The sequence below is a fragment of the Gardnerella sp. 2492 genome (genome assembly GCF_050320365.1).
Lineage (GTDB): Bacteria > Actinomycetota > Actinomycetes > Actinomycetales > Bifidobacteriaceae > Bifidobacterium.
Window position 1 is genome coordinate 1,086,156 of the sequence record NZ_CP186952.1, and the last position, 24,918, is coordinate 1,111,073.

The 24,918-nt window shown below is 42.6% G+C and carries 20 protein-coding genes and 1 other RNA gene; 18 read left to right on the top strand and 3 right to left on the bottom strand.

Annotated elements, in window-relative coordinates; genetic code table 11:
* Nucleotides 1–57: 57 nt before the first annotated feature.
* The 5 genes from dnaK (at nt 58) to ACPFYS_RS04275 (ending at nt 5,445) form a co-directional block, all read left to right on the top strand.
* Nucleotides 58–1,938 carry a molecular chaperone DnaK gene (dnaK, locus tag ACPFYS_RS04255; protein ID WP_427876149.1) on the top strand — a complete coding sequence of 627 codons (1,881 nt, stop codon included), beginning with the start codon at nt 58–60 and terminating at the stop codon, nt 1,936–1,938.
* The gene (grpE, locus tag ACPFYS_RS04260; RefSeq protein ID WP_427876150.1) at nt 1,938–2,654 is read left to right on the top strand and encodes a nucleotide exchange factor GrpE; all 717 of its coding nucleotides are present in this window, start codon (nt 1,938–1,940) and stop codon (nt 2,652–2,654) included. Before dnaK ends, grpE begins: the two co-directional genes overlap by 1 nt.
* A 162-nt stretch (nt 2,655–2,816) precedes the next feature.
* Nucleotides 2,817–3,869 carry a DnaJ C-terminal domain-containing protein gene (locus ACPFYS_RS04265; RefSeq protein ID WP_427876151.1) on the top strand — a complete coding sequence of 351 codons (1,053 nt, stop codon included), beginning with the start codon at nt 2,817–2,819 and terminating at the stop codon, nt 3,867–3,869.
* Nucleotides 3,870–3,958: 89 nt separating this feature from the next.
* The gene (locus ACPFYS_RS04270) at nt 3,959–4,561 is read left to right on the top strand and encodes a heat shock protein transcriptional repressor HspR (protein ID WP_427876153.1); all 603 of its coding nucleotides are present in this window, start codon (nt 3,959–3,961) and stop codon (nt 4,559–4,561) included.
* Nucleotides 4,562–4,716: 155 nt separating this feature from the next.
* Nucleotides 4,717–5,445 (top strand): HAD family hydrolase, encoded by a 729-nt coding sequence (locus ACPFYS_RS04275; protein ID WP_427896772.1) that lies wholly within the window; start codon nt 4,717–4,719, stop codon nt 5,443–5,445.
* A gap of 144 nt (nt 5,446–5,589) precedes the next feature.
* Here ACPFYS_RS04275 and ACPFYS_RS04280 read toward each other — a convergent pair whose 3' ends face one another.
* Together ACPFYS_RS04280 and ACPFYS_RS04285 are read right to left on the bottom strand one after the other, a co-directional pair.
* The gene (locus ACPFYS_RS04280) at nt 5,590–7,695 is read right to left on the bottom strand and encodes a transglycosylase domain-containing protein (RefSeq protein WP_427896773.1); all 2,106 of its coding nucleotides are present in this window, start codon (nt 7,693–7,695) and stop codon (nt 5,590–5,592) included.
* 62 nt (nt 7,696–7,757) lie between these two features.
* Nucleotides 7,758–7,883 carry a hypothetical protein gene (locus tag ACPFYS_RS04285; protein WP_427896774.1) on the bottom strand — a complete coding sequence of 42 codons (126 nt, stop codon included), beginning with the start codon at nt 7,881–7,883 and terminating at the stop codon, nt 7,758–7,760.
* A gap of 452 nt (nt 7,884–8,335) precedes the next feature.
* Here ACPFYS_RS04285 and ACPFYS_RS04290 point away from each other — a divergent pair, with 452 nt between their 5' ends.
* The 6 genes from ACPFYS_RS04290 to ACPFYS_RS04315 all read left to right on the top strand — a co-directional run bounded on the left by ACPFYS_RS04290 (nt 8,336) and on the right by ACPFYS_RS04315 (nt 16,025).
* Nucleotides 8,336–9,478, top strand: a complete 1,143-nt coding sequence (locus ACPFYS_RS04290) for an inositol-3-phosphate synthase (RefSeq protein WP_427876158.1) — start codon at nt 8,336–8,338, stop codon at nt 9,476–9,478.
* Between the two features lie 41 nt (nt 9,479–9,519).
* An RNA gene (ffs, locus tag ACPFYS_RS04295) (signal recognition particle sRNA small type) lies at nt 9,520–9,616 on the top strand.
* 45 nt (nt 9,617–9,661) lie between these two features.
* On the top strand, nt 9,662–11,050 hold the full coding sequence (locus ACPFYS_RS04300) for a phosphatase PAP2 family protein (protein ID WP_427876160.1): 1,389 nt from the start codon (nt 9,662–9,664) through the stop codon (nt 11,048–11,050).
* 243 nt (nt 11,051–11,293) lie between these two features.
* Nucleotides 11,294–14,140 carry a type I DNA topoisomerase gene (gene topA, locus ACPFYS_RS04305; protein ID WP_427876162.1) on the top strand — a complete coding sequence of 949 codons (2,847 nt, stop codon included), beginning with the start codon at nt 11,294–11,296 and terminating at the stop codon, nt 14,138–14,140.
* 10 nt (nt 14,141–14,150) lie between these two features.
* Nucleotides 14,151–14,870, top strand: a complete 720-nt coding sequence (tmk, locus tag ACPFYS_RS04310) for a dTMP kinase (RefSeq protein WP_427876164.1) — start codon at nt 14,151–14,153, stop codon at nt 14,868–14,870.
* Nucleotides 14,871–16,025 carry a DNA polymerase III subunit delta' gene (locus ACPFYS_RS04315; RefSeq protein ID WP_427876166.1) on the top strand — a complete coding sequence of 385 codons (1,155 nt, stop codon included), beginning with the start codon at nt 14,871–14,873 and terminating at the stop codon, nt 16,023–16,025.
* Between the two features lie 19 nt (nt 16,026–16,044).
* Here ACPFYS_RS04315 and ACPFYS_RS04320 read toward each other — a convergent pair whose 3' ends face one another.
* Complete coding sequence (locus tag ACPFYS_RS04320) at nt 16,045–16,308, bottom strand: HPr family phosphocarrier protein (protein WP_427877654.1); 264 nt, start codon at nt 16,306–16,308, stop codon at nt 16,045–16,047.
* 201 nt (nt 16,309–16,509) lie between these two features.
* Here ACPFYS_RS04320 and ptsP point away from each other — a divergent pair, with 201 nt between their 5' ends.
* From ptsP to ACPFYS_RS04355, 7 genes are all read left to right on the top strand, one after another.
* Nucleotides 16,510–18,165, top strand: a complete 1,656-nt coding sequence (ptsP, locus tag ACPFYS_RS04325) for a phosphoenolpyruvate--protein phosphotransferase (protein WP_427876167.1) — start codon at nt 16,510–16,512, stop codon at nt 18,163–18,165.
* Between the two features lie 61 nt (nt 18,166–18,226).
* On the top strand, nt 18,227–18,676 hold the full coding sequence (locus ACPFYS_RS04330; RefSeq protein ID WP_427876169.1) for a PTS sugar transporter subunit IIA: 450 nt from the start codon (nt 18,227–18,229) through the stop codon (nt 18,674–18,676).
* A 63-nt stretch (nt 18,677–18,739) separates the two neighbouring features.
* A complete protein-coding gene (locus tag ACPFYS_RS04335) occupies nt 18,740–19,009 on the top strand; it encodes a PTS sugar transporter subunit IIB (protein WP_427876171.1) in 270 nt (89 codons plus the stop codon).
* A gap of 145 nt (nt 19,010–19,154) precedes the next feature.
* A complete protein-coding gene (locus ACPFYS_RS04340; RefSeq protein WP_427876175.1) occupies nt 19,155–20,666 on the top strand; it encodes a PTS ascorbate transporter subunit IIC in 1,512 nt (503 codons plus the stop codon).
* A 58-nt stretch (nt 20,667–20,724) separates the two neighbouring features.
* Complete coding sequence (locus ACPFYS_RS04345) at nt 20,725–21,276, top strand: YbhB/YbcL family Raf kinase inhibitor-like protein (protein WP_427876177.1); 552 nt, start codon at nt 20,725–20,727, stop codon at nt 21,274–21,276.
* Nucleotides 21,277–21,387: 111 nt separating this feature from the next.
* Nucleotides 21,388–22,995: a C69 family dipeptidase gene (locus tag ACPFYS_RS04350; RefSeq protein WP_427876179.1), complete on the top strand. Its 1,608-nt coding sequence runs from the start codon at nt 21,388–21,390 to the stop codon at nt 22,993–22,995.
* Between the two features lie 284 nt (nt 22,996–23,279).
* The gene (locus tag ACPFYS_RS04355) at nt 23,280–24,803 is read left to right on the top strand and encodes a formate--tetrahydrofolate ligase (protein ID WP_427877655.1); all 1,524 of its coding nucleotides are present in this window, start codon (nt 23,280–23,282) and stop codon (nt 24,801–24,803) included.
* The last annotated feature ends 115 nt before the right edge of the window (nt 24,804–24,918 follow it).

Sequence of the window (24,918 nt, forward strand, 5' to 3'; positions counted from 1 at the left end):
CTTAGACGAAAAAATAATATTTACGCGGTAACGCGCAAAAAGAAACAAGGAGAAATTATGGGACGCGCAGTAGGTATTGATTTGGGTACAACTAACTCTTGCATCGCTACTCTTGAAGGTGGCAGCCCAACCGTTATTGTAAACGCTGAAGGCGCTCGTACCACGCCATCTGTTGTAGCATTTAGCAAGTCTGGCGAGATCTTGGTTGGTGAAGTTGCTAAGCGTCAGGCCGTAACAAACGTTGATCGCACGATTAGCTCTGTAAAGCGTCACATGGGTACTGATTGGACTGTTGAAATCGACGGTAAGAAGTGGACTCCACAGGAGATTTCCGCACAGGTTTTGATGAAGTTGAAGCGCGATGCTGAAGCTTACTTGGGTGAGCCGGTAACAGACGCTGTTATTACATGCCCAGCTTACTTCAACGATGCTCAGCGTCAGGCAACTAAGGATGCAGGCAAGATTGCAGGCTTGAACGTTCTTCGTATTATTAACGAACCAACTGCTGCAGCTTTGGCTTACGGCCTTGAAAAAGGCAAGGAAGATGAGCGCATTTTGGTATTCGACTTGGGTGGCGGTACTTTCGATGTGTCCTTGCTTGAAATTGGTAAGGATGACGATGGATTCTCCACAATCCAGGTTCAGGCCACTAACGGTGATAACCACTTGGGTGGCGATGACTGGGATCAGAAGATTATCGATTGGCTCGTTGGCGAAGTTAAGAACAAGTATGGCGTTGATTTGAGCAAGGATAAGATTGCTTTGCAGCGCTTGAAGGAAGCTGCTGAGCAGGCAAAGAAGGAACTTAGCTCTTCTACTTCCACCTCAATTTCTATGCAGTACTTGGCAATGACTCCTGATGGCACTCCAGTGCATTTGGATGAGACTTTGACTCGTGCTCACTTTGAGGAAATGACTTCCGACTTGCTCGGTCGCTGCCGTACTCCATTCAACAACGTGCTTGCTGACGCTGGTATTTCAGTAAGCCAGATTGATCACGTGGTTCTTGTCGGTGGTTCAACTCGTATGCCAGCTGTTAAGGATCTTGTGAAGGAGCTTACCGGCGGTAAGGAAGCTAACCAGTCTGTGAACCCAGATGAGGTTGTTGCAGTTGGTGCAGCCGTGCAGTCTGGCGTTATTAAGGGAGACCGTAAGGACGTTCTGCTTATTGATGTAACTCCACTTTCCTTGGGTATTGAAACCAAGGGTGGAATTATGACAAAGCTTATCGATCGTAACACTGCTATTCCTACGAAGCGCTCGGAAGTATTCTCTACTGCCGAAGATAATCAGCCATCCGTGTTGATTCAGGTTTACCAGGGTGAACGTGAGTTTGCTCGCGATAACAAGCCTCTCGGTACTTTTGAATTGACTGGTATTGCTCCAGCTCCTCGTGGCGTTCCTCAGATTGAAGTTACTTTCGATATCGATGCTAACGGCATTGTGCACGTCTCCGCTAAGGATAAGGGCACTGGTAAGGAACAGTCCATGACTATTACCGGTGGTTCTGGTCTTCCAAAGGACGAAATTGACCGTATGGTGAAGGAAGCTGAAGCTCACGAAGCTGAAGATAAGAAGCGTAAGGAAGAAGCTGAAGTTCGTAACCAGGCAGAAGCCTTTGCTTACCAGACTGAAAAGCTCGTGAACGACAATAAAGACAAGCTTTCCGACGAAATCTCTAAGGAAGTTACCGACAAAGTTAATGCTTTGAAGGAAGCTTTGAAGGGTGACGACATTGAGAAGATTAAGTCTGCTCAAAGCGAGTTGATGACTTCTGCTCAGAAGATTGGTCAGCAGCTTTACGCTCAGCAGGGTGCTGCAGGAGATAATGCTTCTGCATCTGCTTCTGCTGCAGGTGCTAAGCCTTCCGCAAAAGACGATGATGTAGTTGACGCCGAAGTGGTGGACGACGACAAGGACGATAAGGACAACAAGTAATGTCCGACTTCAACACCAACGATTACCTCAACGGTATGGATGATGCTGAGTCGTTAAAAAATAATGCAGGTACTGGCGATGCTGAAAAAGCATCAGCCGGTACCGGCGATTTTTCTGACTCGTCTACCCATAGCGAAGGCGAGAATAAAAAGCAAGAGGATTCTTCTAACGCTACAGCAAGCTCTCAAGCAGATAACGCTTCGGACACAGATGACGCCGTAACTTCTGATAATGCAGACTCTAAGGATAGTGCGGAATCTACAAAAGATGATTCACTTACTCCACTCGGAAAAGCTAAAAAAGAGGCTGCAGAATATTTAGAAGCATTGCAGCGTGAACGAGCAGAGTTTATTAACTTCCGCAATCGTTCGGCGAAAGAGCAGGATCGTTTCCGCCAGCACGGAATTATCGACGTACTAACTGCATTACTTCCAGCCTTAGATGATATTGATCGCATACGCGAACATAGTGATATGGATGATTCGTTTAAAGCTGTTGCTGCAAAATTAGATAAAGCGTTCGAAAAATTCGGTGTTGAAAAGTTTGGTCAAAAAGGCGAGGATTTCGATCCCACTAAGCATGATGCTATTTTGCATCGTCCGGATCCAAACGCAACCAAAGAAACTGTAGATGCTGTAGTCGAAGCAGGCTACCGAATTGGAGATCGCGTTATTCGCGCAGCTCGTGTTGTAGTAGCGTCGCCAAATAACAATTAATTGCAATTAACGCATTATAAATTTAAGCGTTAATAGTGATTAAGAATTGATTTACATACTTACTCGTGTTGGCTTTAATCTCATAAGTCAGCACGAGTAGGTTATATTGGGTCAAAAATATAGCGTAAATATGCCAATGTGCTGATGTGAAAGGAGGCACAAATGGCTGAAAATGAATGGTTAGCTAAGGATTTTTATAAGGTTCTCGGTGTCTCCAAAGATGCAGATGAGGCAACGATTACTAAAGCGTATCGTAAACTTGCTCGCAAATATCACCCTGATTTAAACAAAACAAAAGAAGCAGAAGAAAAATTTAAGGATGTTTCTGAAGCTTATGATGTGCTGAAAGACAGTCAAACTCGCCAGCGTTATGACGCTATTCGTCAATTTGGTGCTGGTGGTGCTCGTTTTGCTGGTGGAGCGGGTAATGGCGGATTCGACGCATCAGGTTTTTCCGACATTTTCTCCATGTTTAGTGGTGCTGGAATGAACGGAATGGGCAATGGAAATACGCATGTACGTTTCAGTACAACCGGCGGTGTTCCAAATATGGGAGATATTTTCTCCATGTTTAATGCTGCGCAAAGTGCACGGACTGGTCGTAATTCCAGAGCTTCCGCAGGATTTGAAGAGTCAGAATATGGAAACGGCTCGTACGGTAATCCTGAAACTCCTAAACGTGGCGAAGATATTACAACATCCATAAACTTAACATTTCGCCAAGCATACAAAGGTGCGACAGTATCGTTAAAATCTAACGGAGAAAGCTTCAAAACTCGCGTTCCTGCAGGCGTTAGAGATGGACAAAAAATTCGCTTATCTGGAAAAGGTAAACCGGGAGAGTTCGGTGGAACTAGCGGAGACATGTATCTTAAAGTGCATGTTGCTGAAGATAAAAAGTTCAAGCTTGAAGGGAACAACCTAGTTACCAACATTCCAGTAACCCTTGGTGAAGCTGTTGCAGGTGCGAAAGTTACAGTATTAGACGTAGATGGCAAATCTGTTACTTTCAAAATTCCAGCAGGAGCATCAAGCGGTACTGAAACTCGCGTCGAAGGTAAGGGAGTACCGGGTACCAATGGAGATTTCGTAGGAATAGTTGAGATACAAATTCCGAAAAAGCCAGGTCTAATTCTTAAGCATGCGGCGAAAGAATTTGACAAAGCTGCAGGTAGTGAATTCGCTGAAAGTATCGCTAATATGAGAGAAAACTAAAAACGCGTTTTCTAGCGTTACTTTAGTGATTTTAGTTTAGTATTTACTCACCTTAATTCCAGCAAGTTATTAGTAAGAAAGGTTGCATTATGGTGCATATAGAGCGAGAAACAAAAGCACTATATGAAATGTGTGCTGTAGCTTTAGTGCGCGGTAACGCAACTTTAGACGGTGCCGATGAAGTAGGTTTTGAAATAGATCTGCCAATATTTACGGTAAGTCACGTAGCTACCTTAACTAATACACATCCTCAAACGCTAAGGCAGTACGATCGTCTAAAGCTAATTATGCCTCAACGGACCGATGGCGGCGCTCGCAGGTATTCGCTAAGAGATATAGATCGATTAGTGCAAACGCAGCGTTTAAGTCAGTCTGAAGGAATAAATCTTGCTGGAATTATGCGTATTCTTGAATTAAAAGAAGAAAACCGTCAGCTTAAAAGACAATTACGCAGGTTGCGTGATGAAGCTGAGTCGTCTGCAAGAAATATTTTTGCCGCAAACGCTGATGGAGATGTTTTTGAAGTTCAACGTTCAAGAAACGCTCGCAATTGGCGAAGTGACATTAAAACTGTGCGTAAGGAATTGCCTTCTTCCAGTTCTACGAATGGTAATAGCAGAAATTCTGCTAAAAATAGTGCAAAAGCAGATGACGAAAAATCTATGGTTTTATGGCGAGCGTGGCTTCTTTAGGCGCTATGTACTCTGCAATTAATTTTTAAAAATCATTAAGTAGTAAGAGTTTTTACTGCAATAAATTTCGTGACATGCGTATGTAAGCAGTGTGTGTACCATAGAACGATGTCAAATAAAACTATGTAAGTAATTAAATAAATAAAGTGAAGTGAATGACAGTAAAAAGTACAAAATTGAATAATTCGGATAGATTATTGCGCGCAGTTTTTTGGGATATGGACGGAACTCTTGTGGATTCAGAGCCGTATTGGCATGAGTCGGAATTTTATTTAGTGAAAAAATATGGGGGATATTGGGATGAAGATTTAGCTTGGGAATGTTCAGGCGGTTCTTTGAAAACAGTTGCCGATAAGATGATTCCAAGCGGCACAAAACTTACTGTAGAAGAAATCGGCAAGGGTATGGTAGATTACGTGGCTGCTCGTGAAGCTGAGCATGTTCCGTGGACTCCAGGAGTGCTCGACGTATTAAAAAGCCTATCGGATGCCGGTATTCCTTCGATTCTTGTAAGCAATTCGCCGAGAAGTTTGGTTGAAAATATAGTAAATCAAGCTCCTAAAGGCGCTTTTGCTGGTTATGTTTGTGGCGATGACGGTTATGCTCCTAAACCAAGCGCAGAGCCTTATATTGCAGCCGGTAAAATAGTGGGAATTTCTGGTACTGAAGAAGAAATTAGAAAGCAAATGGCGTATTGCGTTGCGCTTGAAGATTCAATTTCTGGTCTTACTGCCGCAGCAGACTCTGGTGCTACTACTATCGCTCAAACAGCATTTTCTCGTTCGCACATACAAAACGGGCCACAATTTGCGGAATTAAACGGATACAATAACGTAACTGCAGACGTTTTGGAAGGCTACGTTTACAAGCGAATCAATGCATAAAAATCACTAAAAATAGTATTTTTTAAGCAAAATTCTATAACGGACGTTTTGTAGCGTCCGTTATTTTTATTTGCGTTTTTTTTTTGCTTTCTTTTTGCGTTTATTCGCTTTTATGAACGAAACTTATCTAACTCCGCTTGATTTTCAATCATTTGAGTCTCCGCCTATGCCGCTATTTTTCTGATTTGTATCAGCTTCAGAACCGACAGATCCACCTGATCCAGTGGGGTTGCTTCCTCCGCTCAAATCGGTACCAGCGCCACTACCTGCGCCAGCGCCAGCACTACTACCAGTTCCGCTTCCAGCACCAGATCCAGCGCCAGCTCCACTACCAGCACCTGCTCCAGAAGCAGTTCCAAGATTATCTTTATTGGCGTCAGATTTGTTCTCGTCTTTATCGGCTTCTGCGTCTTGATTTTCCGCAGTATCGTCAACTTCTTCTTTACGACCTAATCCCCATGTTCCGTCCAATCCGCCTACTTTTCCGTCATCTTTTGCTTCAGGGAATTTAGTATTTTGCTCCCCAGCAAGCGCTTGACGCATGTAACGAGTGAACATGTGTATAGGGTAATCGCTGCCTCCAGAATATCCGCGGAATGCTGGTATTTTTTGAGGATTTCCGTTTGCATCCGGGTACCACATTGCAAATACGGTAACAACATTAGGAGTAAATCCAACGAAACTTCCAGCAGTTTTATCGTTTGCTGTACCAGACTTTCCGCCAAGAGTTTTACCAACTGAGCGTGCTTCTTTTGCAGTACCTTGTTGTACTACGCCAGTCAACGCTTTCGCCGCAAGATTCGTATCGTTACTGTTGAATACTTGCGTTCCTTCTACAGGCGCTCGATAAAATTCTTTGCCATCCGGATTTTTTACGCTTGCAACAATATGTAGATCTGGGAGTTTTCCTTGATTTGCAAAGGTTGCGTAGGCTCTGGCTATTTCACTTACGTGCACTGGATCATTTCCTAGTACGGTGAATGGGTTTTTACCGTTCATACGTTTTGGATCCAACCCAGCTTTTACAGCAGTTTCAGCTACTTTGTTTGCGCCAAGCTTATTTTGTAACTGCATGTAAACTGTGTTAACTGAATTTGCTGTTGCCTGGTATAAATTAATATTTCCGTAGCTTACGTTTGCAAAATTGCTTACGGGAGCCGTAATTCCGCTAAACTGCTGTGGAGAATTTCCATTAAATTGCGTGTCTAAACTAGTACCAGCTTGTATTGCTCCAAGTAGTGCGAAAGGTTTCATTGTTGATCCTGGTTCGTACAGTGCTTGCGTAGCGTTATTAAGAGGTTTAGAAAGATAGTCGTCTCCGGCATAAACGGAAATAATAGAGCCGTCTTTTGCGTTTATAGACATTGCTCCTATTTGCAATCCTTGCGGCACAATATTTTTACCATCTTGTGAAGGACTTGCAACCTTAAACATCATGTCTTGACGAGGCTTGTCTATAGTCGTAACAATACGGTATCCGCCTGTGTCCAGATCGTCTTGAGTAAAAGATCCATTACGAGTTAGTTCGTCTCTAACCATGCGAAGAAGATATCCGTGAGGTCCTGAATAAACGTTATTTTGCTTATTTTGTATAGTTTGCGGAATGGTAGCTTCTTTCGCTTCTTTTTCGCTGATGTAGTGATCTTCTTTCATTATTCGTAAAACGCGCTTAAATCGTATTCCTGCTTCTTTTGGTCCTACTGCAGGATCCCATTTACTAGGAGCTGGTATTATGCCGGCTAAAAGTGCAGCTTGTGAAAGTGTTAAATCTTTAGCGTCAACTCCAAAGTAAGCTTTCGAAGCGGCTTGAATACCGTATGCTCCTCTGCCAAGATAAATAGTGTTCATGTAGTTGCATAAAACTGTTTTCTTATCTTGAGTTTGCGCAATTTTAACGGCAAGAATAGCTTCGCGTAACTTTCCAAAGTAGCTTTTTGTTTCTCCCAAATAATAGCGTTCTGCGTACTGTTGGGTTATTGTAGATCCGCCCCAACGGCCGCGCTTAGTCATGTTGTGTATAAGTGCTCGACCGATTCCTTTAAGATCAATTCCTTTATCTTCGTAGAACGAGCGGTTTTCTGATGCTACTATTGCGTTTCCAACGTATTTTGGAAGTGCGTCACAGCTAATTATTTCGCGATTTTGTTCAGCAAAAGATCCTATTTCTGTTTTTCCGTCCGAATAGTATACCTTGGTTTTATCTGCCATTGCGACTTTATCTGGAGCCGGTATTTCAGTAGTTGCATACATTATAAGTATGGTTAAAATACCAAGAAGTATAGGCGTCAAAATAATTATGAGCATCCAAAATATTATTGGGTGACGTTTTCGCCAAGGTAAGTGCCGATTTTTTGAGTTTTTTGATCCTCTTGCACCGCTTGCATTTTTTCTACTTTGACCGTGTCTTGGTTGATTTGAATTGGAATATTGGCTGCCATAAGCAGAGTTTGTGGCGTATCCCTGCTGAAACTCTGAATAGTTAGATCCTTGCGTTGCGCTCGATTGCGATTGTCGTATTGTACTTCTCGTTGTTCTTGCGCGTGCTGAAGTAGAATTTCGCCTGTCCCTTTGTTCAACCATACTTACACCGTAGCGCCCGGGCTTGAATTTAGAGTTAGTTTAGATCGAGTTTAGATTGAATTTATATTATTTTATTATGATTTAACAGTATTTAATATGGTAATTAAGTAAATTTCCAAAATATATTCTTCTTATGCGCGTATCGTAGAATTTTTAGAATGCTAAACTAGCATAAAATTTTAGTAAATTAGCGTAATAACTATTACTATATAAAACGCCTATATTGGCTAACGATTATTATGAAAAGGTATAGTATTTGTGTAATGACGGCACTAAGTAGTGTCGCTAATTTTGCAGGCAAGGAGTCTATATGAGCATCCGCGTAGCCATTGCCGGCGTGGGCAATTGTGCTTCGTCGCTGGTTCAGGGCGTCGAATATTACAAGAACGCTGATGACGGTGATAAAATTCCTGGGTTGATGCACGCTGTATTTGGCTCGTATCGTGTTAGAGACATTGAGTTTGTAACGGCTTTCGACGTTGACTCTTTGAAAGTTGGACATGATTTAAGCGAAGCAATTGGAGCTTCTCAAAATAACACTATTCGTTTTGCTGATGTGCCTAATTTAGGTGTAGAAGTTTTACGTGGACCAACTTACGACGGTTTAGGTGATTATTATCGTGAAATGATTGACGAGTCAGAAAAGGAGCCTGTTGACGTTGCTCAAGTTTTGCGCGATAAGCATGTTGACGTTTTGGTTTCCTATCTTCCTGTAGGCTCTGAGCAAGCAGATAAAGCTTATGCAACTGCTGCAATGGAAGCAGGATGTGCATTCGTAAATTGCCTTCCAGTGTTTATTGCTTCTGATCCCGAGTGGGCGCAAAAGTTCCGTGATGCTGGAGTGCCGATTATTGGCGACGATATTAAAAGTCAAGTTGGTGCAACAATTACTCATCGAGTTATGGCTCGATTATTCGAAGATCGTGGCGTACGTCTAGATAGAACATATCAGCTGAATGTTGGTGGAAACATGGACTTTATGAACATGCTTCAACGTTCAAGGCTTGAATCTAAGAAGATTTCTAAGACTCGCGCAGTAACATCAATCGTTCCTCATGAGATGGATGAGCACAATGTTCATATTGGACCATCTGATTACGTGGCTTGGTTAGATGACCGTAAGTTTGCTTTTGTGCGTTTGGAAGGAACTACTTTTGGCGATGTTCCACTAAATTTGGAATACAAGCTTGAAGTTTGGGATTCTCCTAATTCTGCAGGTATTGTAATCGATGCTGTTCGCGCTGCAAAAATTGCTTTAGATCGTAAGCTATCCGGACCGATTTTGGCTCCTAGCTCCTACTTTATGAAGTCTCCTGCTGTTCAGCATGAAGATGGTGAAGCGCGAGAATTAGTAGAGCAGTATATTGCTGGAAAAGTTGAGGCTGATGAATCCCAACTTGATGCAGATGTTGAGAATGCTAAAGAGCACGGTAAAAGCGTTTGGCGCGCGTAGTTTAGATAAACTCGACAAGTAGAAAAAATAGTGTAATATAGATAGAGCCTCCGCGTGGCACTACGTCACCCAATCCCCCCAGGGCAGAAATGCAGCAAGGGTAAGTGGCCTCTGGTGGGTGCGTGGAGGTTTTTATTATGTCAAAACTAGCGATATCGCAGAGACTGTCGTAAAGTCTACAGTATGAGTGAAGAATTCATGTCATCACAGAAAGATGATAATCAGCAGGATAATTCCGTAACTGCACATTCGTCAAGTGATTCAGGTGTAGCGGCTTCAATGGATGCTGCGCTTAACAAGGCTGCGGATGAGGATGCAAAGATGCGCGAAGACTCGAGCCAAAATTTTGATGAATCTAAAAATAGTGCAGACTCATCATTTGATACTAACGATAGTTCTTTTAAACCTTACGAAAGTAAAAATAAAGTATCTGATTCTGATTCAGCGCTCAAAGAGGCTACTGTTGAGCAAAACGATTCAGATTCTGACACTTTTTCTGGACTTAATGGTTTTAAGCCGATTGATAAAAATAACGACGAAGAGTATTACGAAAAGTTAAATAACACTAACGTTGATTCTATACTTTACGGTTCTTCATCATCTTCAGCCAGCAAGAGTAAAAATGCGCAAATTCCTGACACTTCTCAGCAGGATCCGCTTTTGAATCTTCCTCGTTTATCTACGCGAATATGGTGTGTTGTGTTAGCAGTTATGATGCTTTCTATTGCAACATTTTTGTGGTGGGTTACCGTACAAACCGTTTTGGGACAAGGCTATGAGGAGATGGTTATTGCAGGATTTGGTGTAAACGGTGTGCCTTCTGCATTATCGATTGTGCTTATGCCGTTAAGAAATTCAATGGGCATAATGGTTTTGGGGGCAGTTATAACAGTTTGTTCGCTGATTTTGGCTGTTATGCGTAAGCGTTGGTGGCTTGTTGGTCAGTGCGCAGCAATTATATTGCTTTCAATTATTGCTGAACCGTTAAAAAAGATACTTCCGCGTCCAATGCTGATTAGTATTGAGTATTTAGCATCAAATTCTGCTCCTTCTGGTCATGCTTTAATTATTGCAGCGTCTTGTGCTTTAATAGTTTGTTGCGCTAGCCGTGGATTTAGAGCATGGTCTGCTTTAGCTTCTTCAGCACTTGTTTTCCTGGTTTCATGCTCTCTTGTAGCAGGTCACTGGCACAGGCCTTCGGATGTGATTGTTTCTGTGCTTATCGTTGGCGCTATAACTTTGCTGGTTCTCGCTTTTACAAGAAAATCAGGAATGGATATTCCTGGTTCCAGGCGTTCTTCAATTAGTGTGCAAATCGTTGGTACATCAATGATTACTTTGGGTGTGATGATGTGCATGTACGCTGCATACTTGATTTGGCAAATACTTCCTGGAGTTGATTTGTTTGCACGTTGGGCTGTTGGCGTGTCGTATATTGCTACATACTGGTCTATTGCAGGTGTATCGTTGTTTGTGTATGGCGTATTAATGGTGATGCGTCAGGCAACTGCAGCGCCGCTGAGCCGTATTGGTTTAGTCGGTGCGCCGCCGATGCCTCCGCAAGCAAAGTAGTAGCTTATACCAAGTATTGTTTACCCCGCGTGCTTGTATCCACATAGGCAGTATTTGTTAGGTATGCAGTGTAAGTTTCGGTAGAGTTACTTATGAGTTGGTATGCGTTTACGTTTTAATACGTGATCGTAATGCAGCACATGTCTTAGCGTACGCATTGCCGGATGCGGTTTACGCGATGACTTGTGTAGATGATGTGTTGTGTAAGTGTGTTAGTTAATTTAGTTTATGAAAGGAGCGAATATGACAGCAGAGAATAAGCTGGTCATTGTAGAGTCTCCCACTAAGGCACGTAAGATTGGCGGGTATCTTGGTAATGGATACACGGTAATGGCTTCAGTGGGGCATATTCGCGACCTCGCTCAACCAAGCCAAGTTCCAGCTTCACATAAAGCTGAGTACGGTAAATTTGGCGTAGATGTTGATCACGGGTTTGCTCCTTATTACGTGGTTGGGGCAGATAAGAAGAAAACTGTTGCTGAATTAAAAAGTGCTCTAGCTCAAGCTGATGAGCTTTATCTTGCAACTGATGAGGATCGTGAGGGTGAGGCTATTGCTTGGCATCTTGTAGAGGCTTTGAAGCCAAAAGTGCCAGTAAAGCGAATGGTATTTCACGAGATAACTAAGGATGCTATTAACGCTTCCTTACGTAACACTCGTGACGTAGACGATAATATGGTTGATGCGCAGGAAACGCGTAGAGTGTTGGATCGCTTGTACGGTTACGAACTTTCTCCTGTACTTTGGCGAAAAGTTGGCCCAGGTCTTTCTGCAGGTCGCGTACAATCAGTTGCCACAAGGCTTATTGTTGAGCGCGAGCGCGAACGTATGGCGTTTATTCGAGCATCCTATTGGGATTTGACTGCTGTTTTGCGTGCTCCTGATGCGGATGGTAAAGAAGTTGAGTTTGATGCTCGTATGACTTCTCTTAAAGGTAAACGCATAGCTACTTCTAAAGATTTTAATTCTAAGGGAGAGCTTGTTGCTGATAAAGACTCTACTTTTGCGTTACATCTTGATGAGTCTGAAGCTTCTAAAATTGCAGAAGAACTTAGAAAATCTAATTTTATTGTTGACTCGATGGATACGAAACCGTATCGTCGCCGTCCACTTCCGCCGTTTACTACGTCAACTTTGCAGCAAACTGCAGGAAACCGTTTATCTATGAGCTCTCGTCAAACTATGCGAGCAGCTCAATCTTTGTACGAAAACGGCTACATTACTTATATGCGTACTGATTCTGTAACGCTTTCTCAAGAGGCTATTGCTGCAGCTAGGTCTGCTGCTGCGGAGAATTTTGGATCAGAATATGTTGCGGATGCTCCAAAACAGTACACTACTACTACTGCAGGTGCGCAGGAAGCGCATGAATGTATACGACCTGCCGGCGCAAGTTTCCGTAATCCAAGTGATTTAGCTGGTGTTCTTCCTGCTGATCAGTTGAAGTTGTATACGCTTATTTGGCAGCGCACTTTAGCTTCTCAAATGGCCGATGCTACTGGTTTCACTGCTACAGTTAAGCTGAATGCTGATGCTGCTAGTTTTGGAGAGGCTACTTTCCAAGCTTCTGGAACTGTTATTACTTTCGCAGGTTTTATGAAAGTATATGGTGGCGTCAAAGCTGGATCTGATGAGGAGTCTAAAGCTTTACCGCCAATGTCTCGCGGAGATATTTTGTCAACTTCTGACGTTACTGCTGAAGCTCACGAAACGCAGCCTCCTGCTCGATATACTGAAGCTTCTTTAGTAAAAACTTTGGAAGCTAAAGAAATTGGACGCCCTTCTACTTACGCGAGTATTATTGCGACTATTTTTGATCGCGGATACGTTTATGAGCGCGGTCGTGCACTAATACCTTCGTGGCTTGCTTTTGCTGTGATTAAGCTTTTGGAATCTAATTTCCCAAAGTATGTTGATTACGCGTTTACTGCTGATATGGAAAATGGTTTGGATCGTATTGCTCACGGAGAGGAAGCTGGTAAGGATTGGCTTACTAGATTCTACTTTGGTGACGGCGACGAGTCTTTGAATTCTAAAGATCAGGTTCATGCCGGTTTGCAGCAGCAGGTTGCTGAGCTTGGTGAGATTGATGCTCGTGAAATCAACACTATTGAAATTGGCGATGGTTTAAATGTTCGAGTTGGTCGTTACGGCCCGTATTTGGAAGATACTAAACATTTAGATTCTGAAGGTAATCCTCTTCACGCTTCATTGCCGGAAACTTTAGCTCCTGATGAGTTAACAGTTAAAGTTGCTAGAGATTTGCTGGAAAATAATGCTGAAGGTCCTCGAGTTTTGGGAGTTGATCCGGAAACTGGTGGAAGTGTGGAAGTTCGTAACGGAAGATTTGGTCCTTACGTTGCGCTCGTATCAGCATCTTCAGTATCATCTTCTGATTCTTCTGAAAGTAGCGAAAATAAGTCTGCTGAGAAACCAAAAATGGCTTCCCTATTTAAGACTATGGATCCTGCAACTATAACATTGCAGGAAGCTTTACAGTTGCTGCGTTTGCCACGATTAGTTGGTGAATTTGAAGAAAAAGATTCTGAAGGTAATATTAAGCGCGCACGAATTGAAGCGAATAACGGACGTTACGGTGCTTACTTAACAAAATCCTATGAGTCTTCGGGCGAATCTTCCTCTGATTCCTCCGCAGCAAAACCAGAAACTCGTTCTCTTACTAGTGAGGACGCTATTTTCTCTATCACTTTGCAAGAAGCTCAAGATTTGTTTAGTCAACCAAAGTATGGTAAACGTACTAGAGCTGCAGCAAAGCCGCCTCTTCGCGAATTAGGTGCGGATCCTGAAACTGGTAAGCCTGTGGTAATTAAAGACGGCTTCTATGGAGCTTATATTACAGATGGTGAAACGAACCGTACTTTGCCAAAACAGTATACGCCTGAATCGATTGATCCACAGGAAGCTTTTGCGCTGTTAGCTCAGAAGCGTGCAGCCGGACCTGTAAAACGTAAGAAGCGTACGACTGCAAAAAGCGCTGCTAAATCTACAGCAAAGAAAACATCTTCGAAAAAATCTACTGTAGCAAAATCGACTACAAGAAAAACTACGAAGTCAGCTGCAGCAAAGTAGGTAATTACTTATGGAATCTCAAGATAGCGGATTTTCTGAAGATTTTTCTGAAGATTTTTCCACAGCCTGCGCATGCGGCGGAAATTGCGGTTGCTCAAATCACGTATCAACCAACAAAGGGTTGTTTATATCTTTTGAAGGTATTGATGGAGTAGGTAAAACCACACAGGTTGAAGCTTTAAGAAAGCATTTAGAAGATCTCGGCAAAGAAGTTGTAGTTACGCTTGAACCTGGCGGAACTTCGCTTGGTAAATCTTTAAGAGAAATTCTTCTTCACGGAGGTTTTATTTCTTCTCGAGCAGAAGCTTTACTTTTTGCGGCCGATAGAGCACAGCATGTTGCGCAAATCATTCGACCGGCACTTAGTCGTGGTGCTGTGGTGATAACAGACCGTTATATTGATTCTTCTCTTGCGTATCAGTCTGGCGGTAGAGAGTTAACAATGGAAGACGTTCGCAATTTAAGCGAATGGGCGACTGACTCTTTGTGGCCTAAGCGAACTTACTTACTTGATATGCTTCCGGAAGCGGCTTTTGAAAGACTCCACGGTAAAGCTGATCGTATGGAATCTGCAGGTTTGGATTTTGCGCGTCGAACTAGAGAAGCTTTTCTTGATTTAGCGGATGATGATCACAGCCGTTATCGTGTTCTTGATGCTTCTTGTTCTCCAGAAAAGTTATCAAAATTAATTGCGGAGGATGTTGATTCTTTACTTGCGGAGCGTGATTAAATGAGCGTTTGGGATTGCGTAGTAGGGCAGGAGCAAGCAGTTAAAAGACTCCGTGCCGCAGCTTGTGGAGATTCAAGCGCTCTAGCGCAATCCTGGCTTATTTGTGGAGCTGAAGGTTTTGGTGCTGTAACTCTTGCTCGCGCATTTGCTGCAGCTCTTGAAAGTCCAGATCATGGTGAAAGCGAAGGGGAGCTTTCGCAGGTGGCGCGCGAAGTTTTAGCAGGCTCGCATCCGGATGTTAACACTTTAAGTACTGATGCTGTAACTATAAGCATTGATGATGTTCGAGAAATTGTTTCTATTTCCGAACAAATGCCGAGTACAGCTTATTGGCGAATAATTATTATCGAAGACATTCAGCGGATGCTTGAACGCAGTACAAATGTGCTTTTAAAAGAAATTGAGGAGCCAAGTCCACACACTATTTGGATACTTTGTGCTTCCAGCGTGCAGGATGTTCTACCAACTATTCGTTCTCGTACACAAATCGTGCAACTGACTACGGCAGATGAAAAATCGGTTTCTAAATATATTGCTGATAAAACTGGTGCCGACAAAAGTCTTTCTAATAGTGTTGCGAGAATAGCGCAAGGTAATTTGCAATTAGCTGAGCTTTATGCCTCAGACGAACGTGCGTTGTCTCGTAGAAATGAACTCGTATACGGGCTGCTACACATGCGTGCTGCAACAGACGCTGTAATTCTAGCCGGAAATCTTATCGACGATTCTAAAGCACAAGCTGAAACTGAAGTTCAGAGTGGGGTTGAAGCTGAGCAGGACGAGTTTCGCAGGATTAACGGGTTAACTAAAGATGATCGTATACCTTCAAAGTTGCGTGCAGCATATAATGCTATTGGCAAAAAAGATGAAGTTAAACGCAAAGTTACTCGTACTAGTAGAGACGTATTAAATCGTGCTTTAAACGCAGTAGAAAGTGTTTATAGGGATATTCTTATGGTATTAAACAATGCTCAAGAGTCATCGCCTATTATTAATCAAGATTTTTATGCGGATATAAATAATCTTGCTAAAGATTTCACTATCAAACGTGCTTTACTGTGTGTTGATGAGATTTCTAAAGCTAGAAGAAGACTCGTAGGTAACGGTAATCCTACTTTAGTTTTTGAAGCTCTTTTTTGCGCGCTTCTGTATTAGGAAATATTCAAAAGCGTATTTAAGATTCTGCGAGTATTGATATTAAATCATCTGCAACTTCTTCTGCACGCTCTCCTTCAACTCTAATCGTGATAGTGTCTCCGCGAGTAATTCCTAACCCTATAATCGAAAGAATACTATTTGCGTTTACTGGGTTTCCGTCACCTTTTGAAATAACTACTTCGCATCCGGAACGTATAGAAGCTTGCGAAAAATCAGAAGCAGGTCGCGCGTGAATACCGACAGAATCTTGAATAGTAAGAGTTCGTATTGCGGTGACCATTTCTGCTCCTTGAGTATTTCCGCTAGTAAGAGGATTACATTTTGGTTTCATTACATGCGCAATGAGTGCGGCCAAAATCACTAATTTCACACTTCAATTCCAAACATAGCGTAATATGGCGAAAATTTATCTAGTTGCGTTTAAGTTGTATAAATATTTTACTAATGTATGTTTTATGAGTTGGGTGATTAAGGAGTTTCAATGAGGCTTACAGGCGTAGGTATAGGTCGCGAAATGGCTGCTGGCAAAGTATTGCGAATGGGTCAGCCTATAGCGGAGCCGAACGATACGCCACGTTCGTCTGATGAATCAGTTGAAGAAGTTATGCAAAATGTGCAGAACGCTTTGCGCACTGTCAGTGAGTATCTTAAAACTTGCGCTAGGGCAGCGTTAAAAGGGGATGAAGCTGGTAAGAAAGCTGCTGCTATTATGCAAGCGCTCGCTCAGATTGCAATTGATCCTGCTCTTTATTCTGCAATTAATAATTCAGTATTGGACGGAAAAACTGCTGCTAGAGCAGTATGGGAAGGTTTTGCTGGTTTTGAAGAAACTTTGCGCAGTTTAGGCGGATATGTTGCTGAACGCGTAAGAGATTTACATGATATTTGTCAAAGAGTTATTGCCATACTGTTGGGTGTTGAAGCTCCTGGAATACCGGAAAGTGATGAGCCTTTTGTTTTAGTAGCTCAAGATATTTCTCCAGCAGATACTGCTTCTTTAGATCTTACGAAAGTTTTAGCTGTTGTTACTAGTGAAGGAGGTCCAACTAGTCATACGGCTATTATTGCTCGTGCTCGAGGGATCGTGGCAGTTGTTGGAGTAAAAGAATCTTCAGTTTTGCAAAATAATCAAATGGTTTTGGTTGATGCTGCAAACGGTGTTGTTATTGCAGATCCTACTGAAGATGAGCTTGAAAGATTACGTGAGGCAAGAGAACGTAAAAGTCGTGCCAAGGATCTTCGCGGTATGTGCGGCTGCACTAGTGACGGGCATAAGATTCCGTTGTTGGCTAATGTTGGCACTCCTGAAGGTGCTGGTATTGCTTGCGAATATGGTGCTGAGGGTGTTGGACTGTTTCGTACAGAATTTTTGTTTATCGGCAACGAGAAGCCTCCTAGTATCGATGAGCAGACTGATGCATATGTGAGTCTTTTATCAAAATTTGAAGGTAAGCAAGTTGTTATCCGATTGCTCGACGCAGGAGCAGACAAGCCGCTTCCTTTCCTAGCTTCAGGAAACGAACCAAATCCTGCTTTAGGTCTTCGTGGTTTGCGCACATTGTGCAAGCATCGTGACGTTTTAGAATGTCAGTTGGAAGCTCTTTCTCGAGCAAATTCTGTAACAAATTCTGATTTGTGTGTTATGGCTCCTATGGTTGCAGACGAGCAAGAAACTGAGTATTTTGTTAAACTTGGAAAATCTAAAGGTTTGAAAAAAGTCGGTATTATGGCGGAAGTTCCTTCGATCGCTTTTATGGCGGATGAAGTCGCTCAAATTGCTGATTTTATTTCAATCGGTACGAACGATTTAACTCAGTATTTGCTTGCTGCTGATAGAACTTTAGGTTCTGTAGCTAACTATCAGACTACTTGGCATCCTGCTGTTTTGCGCGCTATAAAAATGATTGTTGATGCTGGTAAGTTACATAACACGCCTGTTTGTGTTTGTGGAGAGGCTGCTGCTGATCCTAATCTCGCTGTTGTTTTGGTAGGTTTAGGTGTTACTTCGCTTTCTATGACACCTGCTGCTTTAGATGACGTGCGTTTTAAGCTTTCAAATGTTACATTGCAGCAAGCTTATGAGCAGGCTTGTGCAGCGCTTTCTGGGGAGTGGTATAGCTCTGTTATGCAAGATTAGAGTTCTTGTTTATTAGCAAATATATTGGGCGGCTATTATAAGTAGGTTATGGAGGAAATGTATGAGTGTAGACATTAATTCGCTGCTTCCGAATATTGCTGTTAAACTTGATGTGCAAGCAAAAGATTGGCGCAGTGTAATTCGTTTAGCAGGTGATGCTTTGCGAGAAGCAGGTTTTACGACTAATGTATACACTGACGAGATGATTAATACCGTGGAAAGCATGGGGCCTTACGTAGTGATTGCTCCAGGCTTAGCGCTGGCGCATTCACGGCCGTCAAAGGCGGTACTAAAAAGTGGTTTAAGTTGGATTCGGCTTAGCAGCCCAGTGAAGTTCGGTAATGCCGCAAATGATCCAGTTTCTCTGGTGATTGGCCTCGCTGGTCACGATGACAATGAGCACGTTGGTGTTATGTCTACGATTGCGGCTGCGCTTACTAAACCAGCAAAATTGGACGCGCTGTCTAAGGCCGACAGTGCGGAGAAGATTCGTGCGATTCTTCAAAGCTGAGTACGCTCGATGGAATTGTGAGAGTTTTTAAAAGTTTTAAAGGTTAATAGAAACGAGGATGATATGAATATCCTGTGCGTATGCGGTAACGGGATTGGTACTTCAGTGCTACTCAAGATTAGTGTTGAGGCTGCTGCTGAAGACCTTGGTATGGATGTGTCTGTAACTACTTCAGATGTTGGCAGCGCTAAAGGCACTGCAAACATGAATGATGTGGTTATGACTTCACCTCAGTTGGCATCGGAGCTTAAAGGCACGTCAACACCTGTAGAAAGTATTGAAAACTTTATGGATGTTGAAGAGATTAAGGAAGTGCTTAAGCGCTACGAGTAGTTTTATTAACATGAGTTCACTGCTATGCGTTTGCTGAGACGTGAAAGTCTTAGCTCGCATGGCTGTGAAATCTTAAACGCTTTAGGTGAATTTCTGTTTACCTACGTAAGCGTATACGTAAGAAGATAGCAGAAAGAAGCAAGATATGGACATTGCTGTTCAGATTTTGTGTTTCATAAGCAAACAAATTTTGAATGTTCCAGCATATTTGATTGGAATTATAGCTGCAATAGGTTTGATTGCTTTGAAACGTAACGCTGGTCAAGTTATTGCTGGCGGATTGAAAGCTGCTATGGGCTATCTTATTCTTGGTGCTGGTGCTGGAGTTGTGGTTTCTGCGCTTTCCCCATTTGGCGCTTTAGTATTCAAATGCACTGGCGCTCACGGTGTTGTCCCCACAAACGAGGTTATTACTGCACAAGCTTACAACCAGCATGGTGTAGGTTCAGCTTATATTGGTTCTACATCTGCTTACATGATCGTTTTAAGCTTCGTTTTAATGCTTCTTGCCGCCCGTTTTACGCCTCTTAAATATATTTTCTTAACCGGCCATCATATTGTATTTATGTCGGTTCTTATGTCTGTTGTGCTATCTGTTGGGTTTGGGACTGCCAATCAGATACTTATTGTGATTGTTGGCTCTGTTATTATGGCGACCGCTATGGTTTCTTTGCCTGCTTTTGCGCAGCCTTTTATGAGCCGCATAACTGGCAGTGACAATATTGCAATTGGGCATTTTAATTCTTTAAGCTACATAATTTCCGGAGCTGTAGGCACTGCAGTTGGTAAGAAGTCTAAATCTACTGAGGATATTAATTTCCCTAAAAGCTTAAGTTTTTTGCGTGATTCCATGCTATCAACTACATTGCTTATGATTGTTCTCTACTTAGTGTTTGCGGTGTGGTCTTCTATAGTTCTGCCGATGAAGGAAGTTTTGAAAATCTTTTCTTCTAAGCCTAAGGATTACAGTGATTTTCTTATGGCTGCTTTTGCTCAGGCTTTGCAATTTGGTATTGGTGTGAGCATTATTCTTTATGGCGTTCGCATTATTTTGGGTGAGCTTGTTCCAGCATTCCATGGTATTGCTAGAAAGGTTGTTCCTGGTGCTCGCCCAGCTTTGGACGTTCCTATTGTGTTTCAGTATGCTGCTAACGCTTCTTTGATTGGTTTTTTGTCTTCTCTTTTTGGAGGACTTGTTGCTCTTGCAGTTATTGCGGTTTGGCTTGGACCTGTATGGGGTTTGGCTTTAATTCTTCCTGGTATGGTTCCTCATTTCTTTGATGGCGGTGGTGCTGGAGTGTTTGGTAATGCTACTGGCGGTCGCAGAGGTGCTTTAGTTGGTGGTTTTGTTAACGGTTTTATTATTACTTTCCTTCCGGCAATGCTGCTCACTGTTATGGGATCATTTGGTTTAGCGAATTCTACTTTTGCTGATGCTGATTTTGGTTGGGTTGGTACATTAGTTGGTAATTTTGCTAATTTTGGTGCTTTTGAAGGTTCTGTTGCTTTGATAATTTTTGCTCTGCTATTTTTTGCTATTGCGTGCGTTTGGCAGGTTAATGTAGTAAATAAAGGCTGGATGCCGGCCGTAGCTCACGCTAAGTTTGTGGAAGAAATTAAACAGAAGCAGCAAAATGCTAAGAAAAATAGTCATTGAAGTTTGCAAATAATTATTTTAAGTTGATTCGCTCTGTCTAATAGTAGATACTTAAAGTATGAATATTTCTACAGATTTCACTACTATTCCTGATGATTATTCTAAAGCTGCGACGGAGCAGAATAAGATCAGCGGAGTTCCGGTAGTTTCTTTCCCGTTTTACGTTGATAATATGCCATCTTTTGTGCATTATTTGCATTGGCGTTTTGTTGACGACGACGCAATTCCAGTATGCGGTTTTGAGTGGATTCACTGGACTGCTGCAAACGTGCCTGTTGAAGCGTTAATGTTTGATTTTAACGATTCTCACGCTTTGCAAATACCGGAAGATTTTTCTCGCACAATGACTTCTATGATTCCAGAAGCGCTTCAAGGACGTAACTCGCAAGCAAGCAGATTTATTGGTTGCACTGATCCAGCAATTACCATGCGTTACAACGGCCCGCAGCCTCCTGATAAAGATCACGAATACATGTTTGAAGTTTTTGGCACAGAAAAGCCTTTGCCAAATCTTAAGCCGGGATTCTACATGAATGAATTGTTACGCGAAGTAAGAAACGTAACTTCAGGTGTAGATGCTGGTGGAATGTTCCTTACTGGTAAAGCCTAAACGTAAGCACGAGAGCAGCCAATTAGGTTAGCAGTTAACGTCTAAGCGTTAGAATCAAACAGTAACAAATCTAAAAATAAAATATAAAATCTAAAAACAGAGGATGCAAATATGGCATGCACAACAATTCTTGTTGGTCGAAAAGCAAGTTACGACGGATCCACACTTATTGCGCGTAACGAAGACTCGGCAAATGGCGAGTTTAATCCAAAGCGTTTAGTGGTAGTAAAGCCGGAAGATCAGCCTCGCGTTTATAAGTCTGTTCTTAGCCACGTAACAGTTGAGTTGCCGGATAATCCAATGCAATACACAAGCGTGCCAAACGCAGACTTGCGCGAAGGAATTTGGGGAGAAGCTGGCGTTAACGAAGCAAACGTTGCAATGAGCGCAACTGAAACGCTTACATCCAACGAGCGCGTGTTAGGCGCAGATCCAATGGTTGAGCTTCAAAAAGAACAAGGCAAAGTTTCAGATGCTGACTACAAGCCGGAAGTGCCTGGTGGAATTGGCGAAGAAGATTTCTTAACGCTTGTTTTGCCTTATATTCGTAGCGCTCGCGAAGGTGTTGAGCGTTTGGGTGAATTGCTCGAAAAGTACGGCACTTACGAGATGAACGGCGTTGCGTTCTCGGACGTAAACGAGATTTGGTGGATGGAAACTGTTGGCGGACACCACTGGATTGCTAAGCGCGTACCAGATGAGGCTTATGTTGTTATGCCAAACCAGCTTGGAATCGACGAGTTCGATTTTGAAGACGCTTTGGGGGACCAAGAAGAGCATATGTGCTCGGCTGATTTGCTTGAGTTTATTGAAGAAAACCACTTGGATTTGTCGGTTGAAAACGCTTCTCCGTTTAACCCTCGTGATGCTTTCGGCTCTCATTCGGATGCCGACCACGTGTACAACACTCCTCGCGCATGGTTTATGGAGCGTTTCTTGAATCCTTATGACGAAGTGTGGGATGGTAAGGACGCTGACCATAAGCCAGATAGCAACGATATTCCTTGGGCTCGCCAGCCTGAGCGCAAAGTTACAGTTGAGGATATTAAGTACGTTTTAAGCTCGCACTATCAGGGCACTGAGTATGATCCTTACGGCAAGCTTGGCGATGAGCATACTCGTCATCTTTTCCGACCAATCGGAATCAATCGTCAAAGCGAGCTTGCTGTAATGCAAATCCGCCCTTACGTGCCGGAAGCAATGCGCGCAATTCAGTGGATTACTTACGGTTCTAATCCTTTCAACTCTTTGATTCCGTTCTATCCAAACGTAAATCGCACTCCAAAGTATTTGGAAGATACGACTACTCGCGTAACAAGCGAAAACTTCTATTGGGAGAATCGAATTATTGCAGCTCTTGCGGATGCTGCTTTTAACGACACTGCAAACGCGATTGAGCGCTACCAGGAAGTTGTCGGCTCTCTTGGTCACGCAATGGTTAAGTCTACGGATGCTGCCGTGGCAGATCTTCTTGGCGTTTCTTTGAGAGATTACGAGCCAGAGCGTGAAGGTGATGAGGGCGAAGATTACGATGATTTAGTTCGCGATCCTGAAGCTATTATTGCAGAGCTTCGTAACGACAAAGTGCGTGAGGCTTTGGCTGAAGCAAACGACGATATGGCAGCAAAGTTGAAGAAAGAAACCGATTCTTTGCTTGACACAGTGCTGTACATCACTAGCATGCGTATGAAGAATGGTTTTAATCGTTCCGATCACTGAAATGTAATTAAATAAGTTTTCTCGCAAATAATTTAATTTGATACAGAAAACTTGCGAAAATAATTTAGTAACTTAAGTGCTTTCCTAAGAAATGAACTTTTTATTTCATACGGAAGGCACTTTTGTTATCTTTTGTTATCTTGTTATAGATGTTACTAATAACGCGCATATTAATAAGTTAATGTGACTATGCTGCGCCCATGCGTTCGTATAGTATAAATCTTGTTCACTTACACATTATCCGCGCGCGTTTTATGCGTTTTATGCCTATGAAAGTGGGGAACATGAGCATTCTTGATTCATTTACTACACCGTTTGGATTGGTTGAAAAAATTGATGCTTTCGGATTTATGGATTATCTTGACAAGCATCCAGAGCTTCCAAGAAAACACGGCAAAATCGTACTTGTTACTGCAGATACTCCGTTAAAAGCTTCACGCGGTGAAGGTAAAACAACTACAACAATTGCGCTTGTTGATGCGTTGCGTGAACGTGGAATTGATGCAGCTGCAGTATTGCGTCAGCCGAGCATGGGTATTACAGCAGCTGGATCAAAAGGAGGCGCTTCTGGCGGCGGTAAATCTTCACTTTCTCACCCTGAGTTGATCGATTGGGGCTTGTGCGGAGAAATGGCTGCTATTGCTTGCGCACAGAACCTTCTTGTTTCGTTTGCTGAAAAAGCAATTGATGAGGGTTTGCTTGATACTGTTATAGTTCCGCGAGTAAGTGAAGTTCCTTCGCGCTCGTTGCGTAGTATTGCTGTTGATTTTGGTAAGGGAACTGTTCCGGAGAAAATGGTATTAACTCCAACATGCGAACTTATGCAGATTGTTGTGTTATCTCGCAGTATGGATGAGATTTCTCGTCGCGTATCTTCAATGATTGCTGGAACAAAAGACGGTAATCCTGTTAAGTTTGGCGATTTTGTCGATTTGTGGAGAATTACTAATATTCTTTCCGACGCTGTAAAACCTGCAAAAACTACCACTGTTAATGGTTCTCCAATTTATATTCATTGTGGTCCATTTGCTAATGTTTCTCTTGGAATTCCAAGCTTGGTTAGCGTTGAGATGGCTTGTGCTGAGCATGATGTTGTTGTAGTTGAAGCAGGATACGGTACGGATGCTGGTGCACAAAAATGGCTTGATGTTGCTTCTCGCGAGTTTGGTGCTAAGTGGCCTTCTGCTGCAGTTGTTGTTACGCGCGCCACAACTTGGTGCGATGACCCAGATTTAGCTTGGCGTTACCCGTTCCATGTTGAGCATCTTGAGTCTTTGCATATTCCTACATTCCCTCTTATTAATTTGTGGGAGGGCGAAGATAGTAAGATTCCAGCATTGCGTAAACAGGCCGAAGATCTTGGCTTCCGTAGTCCTATTGTTGGAAATTTGTTCCGCGACGGTGGCGATGGTTTAGCGAATCAGCTTGATGATTTTGTGTCTGTAATTTCATCAGAAGTTCCTGCAGTCAAAAGCATTCCTGAAAGTTACCGTGGAAAAGATTTGCGTAATCGCATCGAATTAGTATGCGAAGAATCTTATGGTGTTCCAAAAGATCGAGTTGTTGAGAAGGATGGCTTTGCTAAGTCTGTTGAAGAAGCTGAAGATTTGTGCTCAAAAGCTGGCGTAGAATTTAACGACCTTGTACTTGTAGCTGTGAAATCTCCTGCAACTATGACAGATGACGATCGTAAGCCTCTAGAGGAACGAACTGTTACTTTGAAAAAAGTTGAAGTTCACGCTGGTGCCGGAGTAGTGCAGGTTAATCTCACTGCTTCTCTTACGACTCCAATGCCAAAAATCGTGTGACGCGTTATATCTGACGCGTTATATTTGACGCGTTTATGTGATTAAAAATATTGCCCGCGTAGGATTAAATTCCTTGCGGGCAATATTATTTGATAATAAATATTGATTTCTGCTG